The sequence below is a fragment of the Vibrio sp. OPT18 genome (assembly GCF_015163615.1).
In the GTDB taxonomy this organism is placed as follows: Bacteria; Pseudomonadota; Gammaproteobacteria; order Enterobacterales; family Vibrionaceae; genus Vibrio; species Vibrio coralliirubri.
Genome location: NZ_JADDYK010000033.1, coordinates 3847 through 20641, shown reverse-complemented (window position 1 = coordinate 20641; position 16795 = coordinate 3847). Strand labels below are relative to the sequence as shown.

The 16795-nt window shown below is 44.0% G+C and carries 19 protein-coding genes and 2 pseudogenes; 11 read left to right on the top strand and 10 right to left on the bottom strand.

All coding sequences use genetic code 11. The annotated features are described in order from the left end of the window. The 3 genes and pseudogenes from IQQ51_RS26765 to IQQ51_RS06640 all read right to left on the bottom strand — a co-directional run. A pseudogene (locus IQQ51_RS26765) lies at window positions 1–673 on the bottom strand (thiamine ABC transporter permease); the annotation flags it as partial. A gap of 5 nt (window positions 674–678) precedes the next feature. After that, window positions 679–1845, bottom strand: coding sequence for an ABC transporter substrate-binding protein (locus IQQ51_RS06645; RefSeq protein ID WP_017060323.1), 1167 nt, complete (start codon window positions 1843–1845; stop codon window positions 679–681). A 428-nt stretch (window positions 1846–2273) separates the two neighbouring features. Continuing rightward, on the bottom strand, window positions 2274–2720 hold the full coding sequence (locus tag IQQ51_RS06640; RefSeq protein WP_004734625.1) for an META domain-containing protein: 447 nt from the start codon (window positions 2718–2720) through the stop codon (window positions 2274–2276). Window positions 2721–2908: 188 nt separating this feature from the next. Here IQQ51_RS06640 and IQQ51_RS06635 point away from each other — a divergent pair, with 188 nt between their 5' ends. Both IQQ51_RS06635 and IQQ51_RS06630 read left to right on the top strand, forming a co-directional pair. After that, on the top strand, window positions 2909–3172 hold the full coding sequence (locus IQQ51_RS06635; RefSeq protein WP_081090123.1) for a DUF1289 domain-containing protein: 264 nt from the start codon (window positions 2909–2911) through the stop codon (window positions 3170–3172). A 109-nt stretch (window positions 3173–3281) separates the two neighbouring features. After that, window positions 3282–3449: a hypothetical protein gene (locus IQQ51_RS06630; RefSeq protein WP_009846446.1), complete on the top strand. Its 168-nt coding sequence runs from the start codon at window positions 3282–3284 to the stop codon at window positions 3447–3449. A 57-nt stretch (window positions 3450–3506) separates the two neighbouring features. Here the strand turns inward: IQQ51_RS06630 and IQQ51_RS06625 are convergent, their stop codons facing one another. The 3 genes from IQQ51_RS06625 to IQQ51_RS06615 form a co-directional block, all read right to left on the bottom strand. Next, window positions 3507–3809, bottom strand: coding sequence for a thiamine-binding protein (locus tag IQQ51_RS06625; protein WP_017065764.1), 303 nt, complete (start codon window positions 3807–3809; stop codon window positions 3507–3509). Between the two features lie 127 nt (window positions 3810–3936). Then, window positions 3937–4158: a hypothetical protein gene (locus tag IQQ51_RS06620; protein ID WP_017057116.1), complete on the bottom strand. Its 222-nt coding sequence runs from the start codon at window positions 4156–4158 to the stop codon at window positions 3937–3939. Between the two features lie 253 nt (window positions 4159–4411). Beyond that, entirely contained in the window at window positions 4412–5650 is a 1239-nt protein-coding gene (locus tag IQQ51_RS06615) for a DEAD/DEAH box helicase (RefSeq protein WP_122082443.1), read from the bottom strand. 209 nt (window positions 5651–5859) lie between these two features. Between IQQ51_RS06615 and IQQ51_RS06610 the strand changes: the two genes are divergently transcribed. Both IQQ51_RS06610 and IQQ51_RS06605 read left to right on the top strand, forming a co-directional pair. Further along, window positions 5860–6486, top strand: a complete 627-nt coding sequence (locus IQQ51_RS06610; RefSeq protein ID WP_048609428.1) for a LysE family translocator — start codon at window positions 5860–5862, stop codon at window positions 6484–6486. Between the two features lie 231 nt (window positions 6487–6717). Further along, window positions 6718–7074: a hypothetical protein gene (locus IQQ51_RS06605; RefSeq protein WP_017060329.1), complete on the top strand. Its 357-nt coding sequence runs from the start codon at window positions 6718–6720 to the stop codon at window positions 7072–7074. Window positions 7075–7232: 158 nt separating this feature from the next. On the opposite strand, the gene IQQ51_RS06600 is transcribed toward IQQ51_RS06605, so the two are convergent. Next, window positions 7233–8357, bottom strand: coding sequence for a M14-type cytosolic carboxypeptidase (locus IQQ51_RS06600; RefSeq protein ID WP_193840645.1), 1125 nt, complete (start codon window positions 8355–8357; stop codon window positions 7233–7235). Window positions 8358–8492: 135 nt separating this feature from the next. After that, window positions 8493–8768 (bottom strand): nitrogenase-stabilizing/protective protein NifW, encoded by a 276-nt coding sequence (locus tag IQQ51_RS06595; protein ID WP_193840644.1) that lies wholly within the window; start codon window positions 8766–8768, stop codon window positions 8493–8495. A 134-nt stretch (window positions 8769–8902) separates the two neighbouring features. On the opposite strand from IQQ51_RS06595, the pseudogene IQQ51_RS06590 reads away from it, so the two are divergent. Together IQQ51_RS06590 and IQQ51_RS06585 are read left to right on the top strand one after the other, a co-directional pair. Next, a pseudogene (locus IQQ51_RS06590) lies at window positions 8903–9385 on the top strand (molybdopterin dinucleotide binding domain-containing protein); the annotation flags it as partial. Window positions 9386–9526: 141 nt separating this feature from the next. Then, window positions 9527–9739, top strand: coding sequence for a TIGR02450 family Trp-rich protein (locus IQQ51_RS06585; protein WP_017071930.1), 213 nt, complete (start codon window positions 9527–9529; stop codon window positions 9737–9739). 40 nt (window positions 9740–9779) lie between these two features. Here the strand turns inward: IQQ51_RS06585 and IQQ51_RS06580 are convergent, their stop codons facing one another. Then, window positions 9780–10517, bottom strand: a complete 738-nt coding sequence (locus tag IQQ51_RS06580) for an HAD-IIB family hydrolase (protein ID WP_050053016.1) — start codon at window positions 10515–10517, stop codon at window positions 9780–9782. Window positions 10518–11158: 641 nt separating this feature from the next. On the opposite strand from IQQ51_RS06580, the gene proV reads away from it, so the two are divergent. From proV to proX, 3 genes are read left to right on the top strand one after another with little or no spacing between them, the layout of a single operon-like run. Then, window positions 11159–12346, top strand: coding sequence for a glycine betaine/L-proline ABC transporter ATP-binding protein ProV (proV, locus tag IQQ51_RS06575; RefSeq protein ID WP_048614446.1), 1188 nt, complete (start codon window positions 11159–11161; stop codon window positions 12344–12346). A 3-nt stretch (window positions 12347–12349) separates the two neighbouring features. Further along, the gene (gene proW, locus IQQ51_RS06570) at window positions 12350–13444 is read left to right on the top strand and encodes a glycine betaine/L-proline ABC transporter permease ProW (protein ID WP_048609436.1); all 1095 of its coding nucleotides are present in this window, start codon (window positions 12350–12352) and stop codon (window positions 13442–13444) included. Further along, entirely contained in the window at window positions 13437–14444 is a 1008-nt protein-coding gene (gene proX, locus IQQ51_RS06565; RefSeq protein WP_017065372.1) for a glycine betaine/L-proline ABC transporter substrate-binding protein ProX, read from the top strand. Before proW ends, proX begins: the two co-directional genes overlap by 8 nt. Before the next feature lie 210 nt (window positions 14445–14654). Here proX and IQQ51_RS06560 read toward each other — a convergent pair whose 3' ends face one another. After that, entirely contained in the window at window positions 14655–15029 is a 375-nt protein-coding gene (locus tag IQQ51_RS06560) for a YybH family protein (RefSeq protein WP_050645062.1), read from the bottom strand. A 141-nt stretch (window positions 15030–15170) separates the two neighbouring features. Here IQQ51_RS06560 and IQQ51_RS06555 point away from each other — a divergent pair, with 141 nt between their 5' ends. Further along, window positions 15171–16037: a LysR family transcriptional regulator gene (locus tag IQQ51_RS06555; protein WP_193840643.1), complete on the top strand. Its 867-nt coding sequence runs from the start codon at window positions 15171–15173 to the stop codon at window positions 16035–16037. 215 nt (window positions 16038–16252) lie between these two features. Continuing rightward, window positions 16253–16795, top strand: a 543-nt coding sequence (locus tag IQQ51_RS26760) for a discoidin domain-containing protein (RefSeq protein ID WP_228012713.1), incomplete at its 3' end; no start/stop codon positions are given.

The window sequence follows — 16795 nt, the reverse complement described above, 5'->3', positions numbered from 1 at the left end:
TCAAAGCAATATCGACAACCGAGACACTGTAAGCGAGTACCGCCAGCATTGGGAAACGAAGTTTAGTAAACCATTGTGGGAAAATACATTTCCACCAGATCTGAGCGCGGCTGTAACCGAGTGATGCACTGACCTTGGTGATACGCTCTACATCAATTTGCTGAAGTATCGAAATGCTCATCAGCAATAAGAAAGGTACTTCTTTGAGTGCGAGCATAATGATTAAGCCGAACGCGTATGGGTCTTTCACCAATAACGCCAATTCAGAACTGGTAGCCGATTCGCCGAGCAAGTGATGTACTGCTCTTGCGCCAAGCCCGGTTGGGCTAAACAGAAATGCAAAGCCGATAGCGAAAGCCACATGTGGAATGGCAAGCATTGGCGATAGCGTTAACTCAATCTTTCTCCAAAACTTGTTTCCCCAAGAAGCTTGAAGAATACAAAAGGTCAGGAAGCAGGCGATATAGCTGCTTGCAATCGCTGAACCTAGGCTTAAGCCAATAGAGTGCCAAGCCCCTTCCCACTGAAAGACTTGGCTAAAACCGTTGAGCGTTGGCTTATCTAAACCAAGGGGCGGGATGAAACTCAATGACGAAGCCACGACTCCCGCCACCCCAGGAATGGTTGGGATAATGCATACAGCTATAACAACAAAATATAGAGCGCGTAGCATGAAGACTAGTTACCGTATCGCTTAAGCCACTCTTTCTCGAGCGCGTTTTGCCAGCTAGGGTGTGGTTCATCAACCGATTTAAATTGCTGGGTGTTTTTAGCGCTGCCAGTGAGGTACTTGCTGCTCAGAACCGAAGGATCGCCCCAAACATTGAGGTCACCTTTGCGAGACTGTGCTTCAGGGCTCAGTAAGAAGTTAATGGTCACTTGAGCACCTGCGGTTGCATTGGCATTCCAAGGAATCGCAAGGAAGTGAATGTTAGATAATGCGCCACTTTCTAGAGCATAAGCTTTGGTGGTTTCGGCTAGGCGACCACTTGCTTGTGCTGAATAAACAGAGTTTGGATTGAACGTAATCGCGAGATCGATCTGTCCGTCATCCAGAAGTTGGATGCTTTCCGATGTTCCTGCTGGGAATTGTTTGCCACCGCGCCAAGCCACTTTATGGAATTTATCTAAGTAAGCCCAAAGTGGTGCCGTCACTTCTTGGAAGTTGTCTTCTGAAACCGGCTGAGCCAGCGCAGGGTTATTGTTTGTTAGTTCAATCAGTAGAGACTTAATGAAGCTCGTGCCATGAAATTCTGGTGGGCGAGGGTAGCTTAAGCGGTTCGGGAAAGCCTGAGCGTAGCTCAACATCTCAGAGAATGATTGTGGTGGATTATGCAGCGTCTCTTGGTCATGGATGAACACAAGTTGTCCAACGCCCCACGGTGCTTCTAAGCCTTCTGTCGGCTCTGAGAAATCAACATCAATTGGCAGAGACTTGTCGACATACTGCCAATTTGGAAGTGATTCTGTAAATGGTCCAAACAATAGCGCGTTGTCTTTCATCGAACGGAAGTTCTCGCCATTAATCCAGACGATATCAACGCTGCCTTCACTGTTCTTTCCTGCCGCTTTTTCAGCAAGCAGTCGAGTGGTGGTTTCCGCAATATCGGTTACTTTCACATGCTTTAACGTGACACCGTAGTCACTTTGTAATTTCTTGCCTGCCCACTGTAGGTAACGATTGATCTCTTGGCTTCCGCCCCAAGCGTGAAAGTAGACAGTTTCTCCCTCTGCCTGCTGTTCTATTTGGTTCCAGCTGTCGGTGGATGTTGCTTCATCAGCATAAATGGTTGCGCTGTATGCAACGGTTGCCATGATTCCTAACGTACTTACTATCTTGTTCATAAACTTTTCCATTTGGTAGTGAACGGGCAAGAGCATTGTATTTTCAAACTCCCTAGGGCGTATTGACCTTTCGCGGTTAACGAAAGATCAACATGCGCTAATAGTTATTCTATCTGTTTCTGAAATAAATTCTAATTCAACAGTAAATTCAATCAATTACTTGAGAACAAGCAGGGAGTTGGCGGTTGAGTTTTGTTCGATATGTAATCATCTCGAAAACTCGACAGACTCTAGGCTTTTGCCATCCTAGCAACAGACCGCTGAACCGTTGAATTTATTGCATCTAAATGAGAGATTTTTGAGGTTTATTGGAGGTTGGTACGAAAAGTCGGCGATGAGCGTCAATTTTGAAGAAGTAGTGAGGGCAAGCTGGCAATAAAAAAGGAGCCATCAGGCTCCTTTAATCAGTATTTGGTTTCGATGACGGATTAGTTTACCCAGTCACGAATTGTGTACGTTAGCGTGTGTACATCGTTTTTCAGTACTAGCGTATCGTTTGTTAGGGTTACGTCGCTCCACTCGCTTAGAGTCGCAGAAACCGATTGTTCGATTTCCATCGCAGAGCCGTGACACATTTTCATTGTCATGCCCATTTGCTTGATACGGAATTGACCGTCTTTCAGCTCGCCTTGGCCGAAGAAGTTGTTACAACCAGCCATGCCGTTTGCAGTCATCTTTTCGCCAATCTCTAGACGAGGAGCTGCTTGGTCTTCGCTTTTCACAATGTCCTTGCCGTCAATTTGCGCAAGTTCCCAATTATGGTGCTGTAGATCGGTTGGCGTTACTTGCATCGCGTTGTCACCTGTTGTTGTGCATGCTGCTAGCATCATAGGTAAAGCGGCTACTGCTAGTAATTTTTTTGAACTAAACTTCATATTATAAGGCTCCAAAGGAAAGAACGAAGTTACCGAATAAGTGTAACTTGATGGGTTCAAAGTATAGTTTACAAAACACTATATGTGTCAGTATAAGGTCATAGTTTAGTATGGATTTCATGAGTTAGGCGACAAATTAATCGCTTATTTTTGAGAGAGTAAGCGTAATTTTGAATGTGTAAGGAGGCATGGTGGAGCAGTTAGAGTTTTTCCAAGTTCCAAGCCCTTGCGTTGGGGTTTGTTCAAGCGATGACAAAGGCTATTGCAATGGTTGTATGCGCAAAAGAGAAGAGCGCTTTAATTGGATGTCGATGACACCGTCAGAACAATTGCACGTGATAAAGTTGTGTCGTCAGCGCTATAGACGAAAAATAATGAAGCAAAAAAACTTGGTTGGTAAGCAGGTCGATGAAGAGGGAAACACAAGTCCCCAAAGAGATCTTTTTGGCTAAAGAGGAAGTATTAAGATTTTATTTAACTCCGAAGTAACTATTACTTTACATAATGGTTGGGGTGTAATATTAAGGTAGGTACCTTTGTACCTGAAGGAGTGGTGTCGGTATGAATAAAAAGAACGTAAAACTCAAAAAAGAGCCAGTCAAAGCACTGGACCGAAAACCGATCGGGGCGAAAGATGACCCTGAAGAGACTCCGCGTGATTGGCATTCGATGTCAGAAGAAGAACGAATGGAAATCCTTTCTCACCTCTCAGACATGCCTTTCCAATAACACCACTTGTTCTTCAGAGTCTTTCTTAAAGCTCAGTTTTCAGAAACAAAAATGTGATTAAACAAACATGTGATTCGCTTTCGTTACACCACGATGGTACGTGCAAAATGTATCATCGGCCTCGGTGGTTTTACTGTGAATCTTAATGTTTGTGATCACTTCTACAGCCCCTGCATCGTAGCAAGCTTGTTCTGCTTTTTTAACGATATCGAGTAATTGGTTGAGTTCACCTTTCATCGTGGTTTCCATCGCACCGACTTGGAAAGGCACATCGGCAGCTTTCACAACTTCAATGGCTTTATCAACCACTTCGAAGTTGTTGCCTTCTTTAACGCGAGGTATCACTTGGAAGGCAACCATCACTTCTTTTTCTCTTTTTAACTCAGACACTTTCTGCTTACTCTAGGATAGGGAATTGTTGCAGATGATAGGTTAATGCGGAGACGAATTCTACAGCGGTTATGCTGGTTGGATTACTCTCGTTGTCCTACTTGTTACCCCAGTGGTCACTTACCCAACCACCTATGTGCTCATCAAAATGACTGCCACTGAACCTCTGGTTGCGTTCAACCGAAGTATCACAATCATCTTTATTATCTATTAGGGTTTGTATGTAGTTTGCCATCGGGTCATTGGAACGTTGACGATCTCGGCGGGTTGCCACTTCCTTAATCAGTTGTAATCGATATGTAGAGCTAGCACGTTTCATTTCAATGACCTCCTGTTGTAGACACTAATAGAAAAATCTAGTTGCCAGATATAGGGGCGTCAACGTGATTTAAGAGTATTTTTTTTGAGCAACCAAGAATCAATACGTTGGCATCATAATTCACAAAAGTGTCATTTAAGTTGGCAACTTTAGGTAAGTTTTTGGGTGTGAATTTATATTTTGTTGCATATAAAAAAGCCCAGTGCAAACTGAGCTGACCATTCTATTTCTGGTTGCTTAGAGTTATTTCTGGTTACTGGGAGCTATTTGGTTTGCTTTTAAATTGCTTAATGCTTTTCTTTTTAGCTGTTCTTCGATTCGCCATTTTATCTTTAGGTGGACGCTTGCGAGCGGTCGCTTCAGATGCAGGTTTGTCGGTAACAGGGAAACCTTCTAATGGTTGCAGCACTAACGGCTTATTGGTCAGGGTGCGAATTGCATTGAGGTAATCAGTTTCGCTGTGGCTAACCAGAGAGATCGCGAAGCCAGTATTTCCTGCTCTTGCTGTGCGACCAACGCGGTGTACATAAGTTGCTGCGTGTGACGGTAATTCGAAGTTGATCACGACAGGTAACTGATCAATATGAATGCCTCGAGCCATGACGTCTGTCGCGATAAGCACACGAGTCTCGCCATTTTTGAAACTTTCTAATGCTTGCTCTCGTTCTTCTTGGCTCTTATTTCCATGTAACGCACTCACACTGATTTTGGCTTTATTCAATCGTTTGGTTAATGCATCGGCATTGTCTTTTGCGCCAATAAATACCAATACTTGTGGCCATGTGTGTTGATTGAGTAGGGCAATGAGCGCTTGAGCTTTACTGCCTTTGTTGACTAAGTACAGAGTTTCTTCAATAGCCGCGACCACGCTGTTTTCTTGGTGTGTCGTGACTTTAACTGGATTTGAAAGAAGCTCTTCAGCTTGCCCTACTAATTCGGGCGGAAGTGTCGCAGAGAACAACAGTGACTGACGTTTGCCCGGTAGTGCTGCAGTAATCGCTTGAATATCTGGCCAAAAGCCCATGTCGATCAGGCGGTCGGCTTCATCAAGAACCAATGATGAACACTGAGCGACATCCAGCTCACCACTTTTGATTAAAGCGAGTAAGCGGCCCGGTGTGGCGATGGCTAATTGTGGTTTAGTCGATAATTGTTGCTGTTGATCATCAGTATTTACGCCGCCCGTTAGCGTTACCAATTTGATATCAAGCGCTGTTGCGATCGGCTCTAAAGATTTGGTCACTTGAGATGCAAGTTCACGGGTTGGAACAATGATCAGTGCTTGCAGTTTATTTACATCTTGGTTGATGTTATTCAGTAACGGTAAGCCAAACGCCAATGTTTTACCGCTGCCCGTTTGAGCCAATGCAAGTACGTCTTTCCCCGCAATAATGGTAGGAATTACCGCTTGCTGTATCTCTGTCGGCTTATTGAATTGAGATGGGAGCGCGGAGACGGTTTTTGCGTTAAGGGTTAGGCTAGCAAATGACATAAATGAACCAAGTATCAAAAGGGAGGTGGAGTCTAACAGGGCTACAAATGTTAGAGAATCAGTTTTGTATGTTAGACGATAAACACATTCATTATACGCGCGAGTTATGTATGTTAGCCATACGCGATAATTAAGCGTTTATCATATTGTAATGGCACTGAATGGACGTACAATGTCCGCCCTAAAAATGTTCATGAAATGAGATCGAAATGAGTTGGGACAGTATCTGGCTGTTTATTGTTATCGTGTTTTTTATTGCCATTATCCCGGGCCCAAATGCGCTGTTGGTATTAAGCACAGCCTTAACTCAAAGGAAGCTGTTCGCATTTGTGAACGTGTTGGGCGTGTCATGTGGTTTCTTTTTTCACGCCTTTATCTCGGCCAACGGCATAAGCCTATTACTGTCGAACACTCCCATGGCCTTTGAAGGGCTAAAGTGGGCTGGGGTTTTGTATCTTGTCTGGCTTGGGTATAACCATTTTCGTGCGGCACTGCGTGCTCAAGAGGGCGTGCTCTCTGTGGTCAGTGCATCGGGAAGTAAGCTTTATAACCAATTTTTCAAAGGGCTTCTCACTAATCTACTGAATCCTAAAATTGTCCTGTTTTATCTTTCTATATTCCCTCAATTTGTTTCAACAGATGCGATTGTGACAGACAGTTTGATACTCGGTGCAATTCAAGCGTCAGTGGTGTCGATGTGGTTCTTGGTTGTGATCTTAATGGCGGATACCTTTAAGCGCTTGTTAGTTCAAAAGCGCACCTCGCAAATGATGAACATTGTGTGCGGGATTCTATTCGTGGGCTTCAGCATTCAGTTGGCATTGTTTCAGCTTTAGGGTGCGACGCGAAGAATTGGATCTTTAGCTATTGGCTCAGTTCATATCCGACTCAGTTCTCATTTTTAAGTGAATGCTAAGCAATCCGTGTTTCTCTGTATAAATCTCTAAAGCATTAGCTCGGAAAGTCGATATAATAATTAGCCATCAATTTGGTGAATGTGTTTATTTAGAACCAATTGAAGCTACAGTCTATTGCTTGACCGAAATAACAGAGACAGGGAGTCACTAATGCGTGAAGATTCATTCACCCAGAAACGCAAATATTACCGCTTAAAGTACCCTCAAAAGGCACGCCCGGTGATGCGAATTAAGGATGAGCTTTTTCATGTCAGTGAAGTGTCTGAAAAGGGTGTACGCCTGATGATGCGTAACATCATTCCGGTTTATCGTGGCTTTTCAATGGCCGGCACCTTGAGGTTGCATGACAACAACAGTATCGATATTAGTGGTGCTGTGTTGAGACAAGAGGGCGATGAAGTGATCGTTCAGCTATCACAAGGCCCAAGCTTCAAAGATATGGTGTCTGAACAAAGGCATATTAGGCAAAGATACCCGGTATTTTTTGCAAGTCTAAGAGTGGCTTAAAAGCGACTGACGTTAGATTCCTTAAGGCGCAAATCGCTCATTCTAAGCAGAGATTAAAAAGCCCAGCACTTTCACAAGTGCTGGGCTTTGTTCTATCTATAACCCAGATTCTTATAAACCAAAGGCGATACAGGTAAAGCTAATGAGCTTAGTTCGCCTTATAGCTCGTCTATTGTTGCCCAAACCGCGGCTAGCATGTCGTGACCAAACGCGACACTTCGCTCTGGAGACCAGCCGTAAAGTTCGTCAGCGTGGCTGATGTGATCTTTAAATGGCATCTCGACCGTGTAAGCTAAACACTTGAACTGCTCACCAATCCAGTTTGTGCCAACTGTCATGTTCGCTTTGCCTGGTTCGTCTTTATCGTAACCAAATTCATCTTGGAACTCTGGCGTGATAGTGAGCAGTGCTTGCTTGAAGTGGTTCTCTAGCTTCGCGATGCGCTCGTTGTAAGAAGGTGTGCCTTCGCTACCTGCTACAAAGTTATATGGAATCGCTTCGTCGCCGTGAATGTCGAGACACAGGTCAACGCCCGTTTCTAGCATACGCTCGCGAACAAGGAATACCTCTGGGCTGCGTTCCATTGAAGGTGATTGCCATTCGCGGTTTAGGTTTACGCCAATCGCGTTAGTACGCAGGTGACCGCGGATGCTGCCATCTGGGTTCATGTTTGGTACAACGCGGAACACAACGCTGTCTAGAAGAGAGCGACCAACCGTATCTGTTTCATCAAGCAGGCGTTGTAGCAGGCCTTCGATCAACCATTCAGCCATAGTCTCGCCCGGGTGTTGACGACCAATAACCCAGATGTTTTTCTTCTCTTCACTTGGCTCACCGATAGTTAGTAAAGTGATGTCGTTGTTGTCTAGCGTGTGGCCTAGAGTTTCAAGCTTACAAGCAGGGTGCGTTTGCGCGCTGTGCAGAAGATCTTGGTGACGATCGTATGAGTACGGTGCGAAGTACGCGAAGTACATTGAATCGTGTTCAGGGATGATATCAAAGCTTAATGTATCGCCATCGAACTGAGATGGGATACGGAACCACTCTTCACGGTCATACGATGCAACCACATCGTAATCTTTCCAGCCTTCAGGGTAGGCAGATGTCGCCAATTGACCGATTTCAAAGTGGTGAGCTTGTTGAGCTTCACTTTCTAAGCGGAAGTGAAACCACTGAGAGATTTCAGTTTGGTAGTCTGCTGGGATTGTCAGTTGAATGTTTTGTGGTGAATCTGCTGAAACGACGTGAATGTTGCCGCTTTCGAAATTGCTGAAAATTTTCATTGTAGTTTTTATCTCGTAGTTGAGTTGCCGTAAGACTAGCACACTTTTTTTCGAGCAAACCACTAACTAAATCGTAATGAGATGTTATTTCAACTATCTACTTTTTAGTTCTCTATTTTGAATAGTACTTCCGATCTATCGACGCTGGCAAGTTGTACACCCACGACAGGCAGAACGCGTGTGGCGATCTAACTTGCTGCGTTGAACCTTACAATACGCATTTTTCAACGCTCTTCTTCCAGAAAACCAATCATCGGGTTTCGCAAGAATCAGATAACCATTAAATCGTTTAACGAGCTCGATTCTGTTTTGCTCGATGAACTTGCTATCAAACCCAATTTCGAAGTAATCAAGCGCTTGTTCAATCGAGGTGAAACTCGCCATTTTTTGTTGGAATTCTGTTTGGTTCATTGAGTGAGGAGTTTATGAAAAAGAGATAGCCAACATTGTAATGCAGTTACAATTTAGTTCTTTGACCTAGGGAGTGATTTAGTGCCGTTACTACGTATTGATTGTTGTGGGGAATGAGTTTGTCATCTATTAATTCACACCCAACTTGGTTAGAACCAACAGAGTACACAGGCAACGCTAAAGATGGCGAACTGCAACTAATGACAGCGCACGCCGCGCACCGTCTGCATAGCCAGTTCAACTACGCGAAGATCCGCGAAGAGTACGCGATTGCAGACCGTGAGCCGATTTCAATTCACCCTGAAGATGCGAAAGTTCGAGGTATTAAAACTGGTGACTTGGTTCGTGCACATAATGGTCGTGGACAAGTATTGGTAGGTGCATTAGTGACGGATGGCATCAAACAAGGCTCTGTATGTATCCATGAAGGCGGTTGGCCAGATTTAGATAAAGACACAGGTCTATGTAAAAACGGTGGCTGTAACGTGCTTACGTTGGATATCCCGACTTCTCGTTTGGCGAATGGCTGTGCTGCAAACTCTGCGCTTGTGAAGATTGAAAAATACACAGGTCCAGTATTAGAACTCACGGCATTTGATCCACCTAAAAACGGCTAATCTTTAACAAGAAATAGCTAACTGAATGAAGCCAGCCTAATCGCTGGCTTTTTTTGATCCTTTTCTTGCGATGAAGACTATTACTCAATGTCGGCTAGACAACCCATAATAATCAATGACATCTAAGCGAGAAATAAGCTCATGAATCGAATCAATCCAAAGAAACTACTTCGCAGTAAATGGACGGCCGTTAGCCCAATAAAGAAAGAAAAACACTTTATGGTCACAGAGGTCGAGTTTGAAGAAGGGGAGGTCATTCGTTGTTTGATAGAAGCGGTGATGACCAAACGAGAGGAAGACATCAACTGGCGGGATCTCACCGACAAGGATCATTGGCTTCCCGGTTGGAAATAAGGATAGCAAGTAGGGAGCAGTCGGTCACCTCTACTTATTTCTAATTACCCGCTGCTGCACGCCCTTGCCAGTATTTAAGGCCTTCTAACACACCTTCAGCATGTGTTGCTCTACTCGTGTATACGTTGTCTCTATCCGATAGGTGAGCAACCTCTGGGTAATGGTTAGCAACCAGTATCGAGTTTACGCCCTCAATGGTGAGCATTGAGGTGTCGTTAGCTGAATCACCTGCGACGCACACTTCCGCAACGCTCAAATCGTGTTGTTCGAGTAGGTGGTGAATCGCAGTCGCCTTGTTAACGCCTTTTGGTGTGATATCTAAGTACCAATCATGAGAGTAAGTCAGGTGAACATCTAATCCGTGCATCTCCAAGCTAGATTCAATCAGTTCGTGTTGAGGCTCTGAAAGCTTTCCTTCAAAGGTGATCTTGTAATCGCCTTGATGGTTCTCTATCCGCTCACCCATAAAATCAAGGGGTGCGAGAGCCGTCTCTACCTTTGATTTGTTCCAAGAAGCTTCCAGTTGGTTATGCCAAACATGGTCTGGTTTTTGGGAATGAACATGATGAATTTTGGTGCCCACATCGCTAATAATACTGTGTGGTTTCGGGTAGTTATCCGATTCTAAACCCATTCGAATCGAAGGTAATGTTCTTCCCGTCGCGATGATAAAGCGGATATCAGGTTGTTCTGTGAGGTAATCAAATAGCTGGTTAACACCGTGAGATGAGCCTCCATCAAGCGTACCGTCAAAGTCACACACCAACATTTTTATCATTCGAATTCCTTATCTTTTTCTCTATTTCGTCACAGGAAAATGCGTATTTCTTTCATAAAGAATGGCTCAGCAATGAGTACTCTACAAGTTGAAGTCCAGCTTAGATAATCATCAATTGACAGTTTGCAGCAAGTATCACAGTTGGTGTGATGTATTAAAATTCTTGGTCTAAAAGGTTGATTTCAACTCGCTGACTTTAGTCGGTTGACCTTTGGTTTTTAGCTAGAGATTGAGAGTTGATCTTATCTTTTCTACCGAGCGAACTTTCGCCTCGGAAACATCATGAAAGCTTAATAAATAGTTCGTATGCGAATTATTTGTGCACGAACTAATTGTGGCTTTTGTTGGTTCATTCAGCCTATTAATTACTCTAATGTAAAATTAATATTCAATAATCTACGACTACGTAATACATAATATTGGCCGTACGCTTGTCTAATTTATCCCTTTTATTATCAGTGTCTTGCTTTGTTTTTTCTTATTTTTTGGTCTTGTTGTTGCTGGTCTGATTTCGGTCTTCTGCCTTGTTTTACCGAACGAAGAACCTTGATTTACACGTATCAATTACTTAGAGTGCTAATTGTTTTTCGGGTTTAAATAACCATTTTTAAGTTTAAATAACTGAGAAAGGATTAGATTACATGGATCCCATACTGGAAGTTAAGGGACTGTACAAGGTGTTTGGTGAAGACACCGATCGTGCTTTTACAATGATTAATGAAGGCGCGAACAAAGATAAAGTTTTCGAAGAAACAGGGCTAACGATCGGCGTTAACGATGTTTCTCTTAGTATTCAAGAAGGCGAGATTTTCGTCATAATGGGACTGTCAGGATCTGGCAAATCAACCCTAGTACGCCTTCTTAACCGCTTGATCGAACCTACCAAAGGCAATGTGCTTCTTCGAGGCAAAGATATTGCCCACATCTCAGAAGATGAACTCCGCGAAGTCCGCCGCAACAACATCTCCATGGTTTTTCAAAATTTCGCTTTGATGCCGCATATGACGGTTATCGAGAATGCCGCGTTTGGTCTAGAGCTTGCGGGTGTTGAAGTTGAACAACGAAAGCAGTCAGCACTAGAAGCACTTGAACGTGTTGGCCTTGGCGCATATTCAGAATCTTACCCAGATGAACTATCTGGTGGTATGAAGCAGCGTGTTGGTTTGGCTCGTGCACTAGCATGTGACCCAGATATCTTGTTGATGGATGAAGCGTTCTCGGCGCTCGATCCTTTGATTCGTACTGAAATGCAAGATGAGCTTATTCGCCTTCAAAATGACGATAAACGAACCATTGTTTTTATCTCGCATGATTTGGATGAAGCGATGCGTATCGGTGACCGAATTGCGATTATGCAAAATGGCGAAGTGGTTCAAGTCGGTACTCCAGACGATATTCTTAATAACCCAGCGAACGATTATGTCGAAGCTTTCTTCCGCGGTGTGAACGTAGCAAGCGTACTTACTGTGAAAGACATTGCGCGTAAGAAGCCAGCTGCGGTATTTAAAAAATCAGAACACGATGGCCCAGCGTCAGCTCTACAAATTTTGATGGATAACGACCGCGAGTACGGCATCGTAGTTGAGAAGAGCAGCCGTTACTCCGGCATTGTCTCTATCGACTCGCTTCGTAAAGCTCACAAAGAGAACAAATCACTCGTCAGCGCGCAGCTCGATGATGGATTAACGCTGAACCCTGATTTACCAATCAATGATGTGCTTGGCCTAGTTGGTGGTGTTCCTTACTCAGTGCCTGTTGTGGATGAGCAAGGTAATTACTTTGGCGTGGTGACTAAGTCACGACTGTTACAAACATTGGATAAGGGGTAGATCATGTCGTCTGAACAAACAAATAATGACCCATGGTCTCAATCGGCTCCTGCAGCTCAACCTGCAAGTGATCCTTGGGGTCAAGCCGCTGATACCTCACCGTCAGCGGATTGGTTAAGCAGCGAAACCGTTGAAACGACACCTTTTGATCCACTAAACCCTTTTGCAGAGGCTGTGCTGCCTGTCGACACTTGGGTTGAGTCTGGACTGAATTGGTTAGTTGAGCACGGACGACCATTATTCCAAGCGATCCGTGTGCCTATCGATTTTATTCTAAGTTCATTTGAAACGGCGTTGGTGTCTACGCCAGCACCATTCATGTTGATCATCTTGTTTCTTGTGGCGTGGCAGTTTTCAAACTTGAAGCTTGGCGTTGCAACGGCCGTATCTTTGACTTTCATCGGCTTGATTGGCGCTTGGTCTGAAGCAATGACCACATTGTCACTGGTCATGACATCCGTATTCTTCTGTCTGTTGATTGGCTTACCCATGGGGATATGGCTCGCCCGAAGTAACACGGCGGCTAAATTCGTGCGCCCAATTTTGGATGCTATGCAAACCACACCAGCCTTCGTTTACTTAGTACCGATCGTAATGTTGTTTGGTATCGGTAACGTTCCGGGTGTCGTGGTGACCATCATATTCGCACTTCCTCCTGTTGTACGTTTGACCATCTTGGGTATTCAGCAAGTACCGGAAGAATTGATCGAAGCGGGTCATTCATTCGGCGCAAGCAAAAAGCAGATGCTTTACCGAATTCAACTGCCACTTGCATTGCCAACTATCATGGCAGGCGTGAACCAAACACTGATGTTGTCGTTATCAATGGTGGTTATCGCATCAATGATTGCGGTTGGTGGTTTAGGCCAAATGGTACTGAGAGGTATTGGCCGTTTAGATATGGGACTGGCCGCTGTTGGTGGTTTAGGCATCGTTATCTTAGCCATCTTATTAGACCGCATCACCCAAGTACTGGGTGTCAACGCTGGTAATACAAAATTACGCTGGTATCGCATGGGACCTGTTTCCCTTGTACTAAATGTACTTAATCGCGGTAACAAATCAGAACTTCAATTAAGGAAAAACACCAATGAATAATTCATGGAAGAGTAAACTCGCAGTAAGCATCGTTTCGACATTAGCGGTATCCACAAACGTGTGGGCAGCAAGCCTACCGGGTGAGGGCGTATCAGTTCAGCCTGTTCAATCGTCTGTAGCGGAAGAGACGTTCCAAACATTGATCGTTAACCGTGCTCTAGAAGAACTGGGGTATGACGTGAAATCAACTCAAGAAGTGGACTACAACGTAGGTTACACCTCGATTGCAAAGGGTGACGCAACGTTCCTAACGGTAGGTTGGTTCCCGCTTCATGCTGATAAATACACAATGGCTGGTGGTGATGAGAAATTCTATCGTGAAGGCCAATATGTAAGCGGCGCTGCTCAGGGTTACCTAATTGATAAGAAAACGGCTGAAAAGTACAACATTACCAACATTGGTCAATTAACTGATCCAAAAATCGCTAAATTGTTTGATGCGGACGGTGATGGCAAAGCAGACCTAACAGGCTGTAACCCAGGTTGGGGTTGTGAGATGGTAATTGAACATCAACTTTCAGCGTTCAAACTCGACGATACGGTAACTCACAACCAAGGTAACTACGCTGCAATCATTGCAGATACGATTTCTCGTTACCAAAAAGGTGAATCAATCCTTTACTACACGTGGACACCTTACTGGGTAAGTGGCGTACTGGTGCCTAACGAAGATGTAGTTTGGTTAGAAGTTCCTTTCTCAGCACTTCCTGGCGAGCGTTCGAACGTGGATACGACGTTATCTAACGGCAAAAACTACGGCTTCGAAATGAACTCAATGCGCATTATTGCGAACAAAGAGTTTGCTAAGAACAACCCATCAGCAGCGAAGCTTTTCGAAATCATCAAACTTAACATCAATGATGTAAGCGCTCAGAACATGATGATGAGTAAAGGTAAGAACAGCTCTGCGGATATCGAAGCGCACGTAAACGGCTGGATCAAAGCGAACCAGAGCACGTTCGATGGTTGGATTACAGAAGCGAAGAAAGCAGCACTGTAACGTTGACTTGGATTTGCTCTGCCTTACCAGGCATTTTGATTTGAAATGATGAGCGTGTTGAGTGATTGTGTAGAGTCACTCAATCACCTTCAAATCAAGTGAAATAGCGACAAGAGTGAACATTAAAAAGCCAGCGGTCCATTTGGATTGCTGGCTTTTTGTTTTCTGTTTCTATTTTGAGTTTTGAGCTTCTAGCCTTTACTTACAGCTCTAGCGTTCGCCTTGAACTTCGAAGTCGTCGCTGACTAAGCGAGCGCAGCCATCGGCTTCAAGTGCCCAGTGTTCACGATGTACAACGCCAAACGCTTTGTTCATTGTCCAGCTAGCGGTAAGAATGTAACCGCCTTCTGGGTGCTCTTCCCATTGAACGTCTGTGTAATCAACGTCTTTGAAGCCTTGGTCGATGATGTTTTGCCAAAATGCTTGGATCGCTTCACGACCTTCAAAAGTACCAAATGGACGCGCTTCCATTACACAGCTTTCAGTATATTGATCGGCACAACCTTTTGCATCTTGGCTGTTGAATGCTTTCTGCCACGCGTTAATGCCTTGCTTACATGCTTCTAAAATTTGGTTATTTAACATTGTCTCTCTCCATAACAGTTTTGTTTCAAGCACTGTCTTTTTGATTTGGTATCTCGATAAGTTGAATTGAGTTTAGTCTTGGAAATTGATTTGAAAAACAGAGATAATAGAAAATACTGTTTGTAAAAAGAGAACAATAAGATGAGTAAGCTAAAGCAGATGTCGATTTTCGCTCATATCGTAGAGCAGGGTTCCGTCTCGGCTGCGGCTGAAAAGCTAGAGTTGTCTAAATCTGTCATCAGTCAACATCTCAAAATTCTAGAACAAGAGTTAGGCGCTTCACTTCTTAAACGCACTACACGAAGACAAACTCTGACAAGTATGGGTGAGCGCTTTTATTTGAGTTGCAAAGACATCAATGTGATCGCTGAATCGGCTTGGGATATGGCAAAAGCCGAGCTAGAAGAGCCACAAGGCCGGATTCGTATCACAGCTCCGAATGCGTTGATGGATTTATTGGTAGCGCCTGTTATTGCTGATCTGATGAAGCAATATCCGAAGTTAAAGCCAGAACTGATAAGCGACGATCAACATCTAGACTTCATGGAGCACGATATTGATCTCGCGGTACGAGTGGGCAGTTCTCGTGACAGTAACCTCAAGCAGAAACGCTTGGGTGAATTTAAAGATGTGTTGTGTGGCGTTGAAAGCATGCGTGAACGCGAACTTGATTCTATCCCTTATATCGCTAACTCATGGCAGGGGAAGCAGATCTCTCATTACTTTACCTCTCACACTGAAACAGACTTCGTTTACCAACAACAAGCAAGCTGCACCACCAACTCTTTTCACAGCTGTCTTGCCTTGATCAAATCTGGCGTTGGTATCGGTGTGATTCCAGATTTCTACCTCTCTCAGTTATCCAATGAAGTTGTCGACATGATGCAAAGCTTTCAATTACCCACTAACACGGTTTATGCGCTAAACCCATTCGCTTCAAATACGCCTATCGCTATCAAGCTGTGTATCCAAGCGTTGGAAGAAAAGCTCAAGTGTAATTTGGTTTAAAGCTTCGAGTTATAATGCTGTCTTATTAGATGATGTGTTTGGTATAAGAATGGTTCATGTCACATAGCTATCTATTTGTAATATAATAATTCATGATCGTGATGTTTGTTCAACTTGTCGTACAAATATTGTCCTATAGTGGTTCTCGTTACTTCGGTAACACCCAACAAAATATGGAATAAATAATATACGTGAAACATATCATGGAGACTTGTATGACCTTTAAACCTTGCAAACTCACTTCTTGCAAACCTCTAACTCACCAATTTAAACCTTACAAACAATTGTCGTGCGCGGTTCTTTTAGCGATGGCTACTTATGGCGTATCGGCTGAAACACTGAACATTCAATCCGCATCAGACTGGGGCGGAGCGCACAGCTCTTACCCAGCATCGAATACGATTGATGGCAGTACTGATTGGTCATCACGTTGGGCTGCTCAGAATGCACCCGTTAATTTAGTGCTCGACCTGGGATCAGTACAAAATGTTCAAGACGTCGCGATAGCTTGGGGTAAAGGTGAAGAGCAAACTTATAAGTTCGAGATCAGAGCGCTAGCTGATGAAAGTTCAAGTAGCTGGGACAAGGTTTACTATGGATATAGTAGTGGCAGCACATCTGGATTTGAAACCTACGATGTGACGGATGTTCAGGCTCGTTGGATTCGTATCAAAGTCTTTGAAAACAGTGCTGAAAGTGTTTGGACGAATATTACTGAAGTCGAAATCAGTGGCAATGATAGCCCTGACTATGGACTC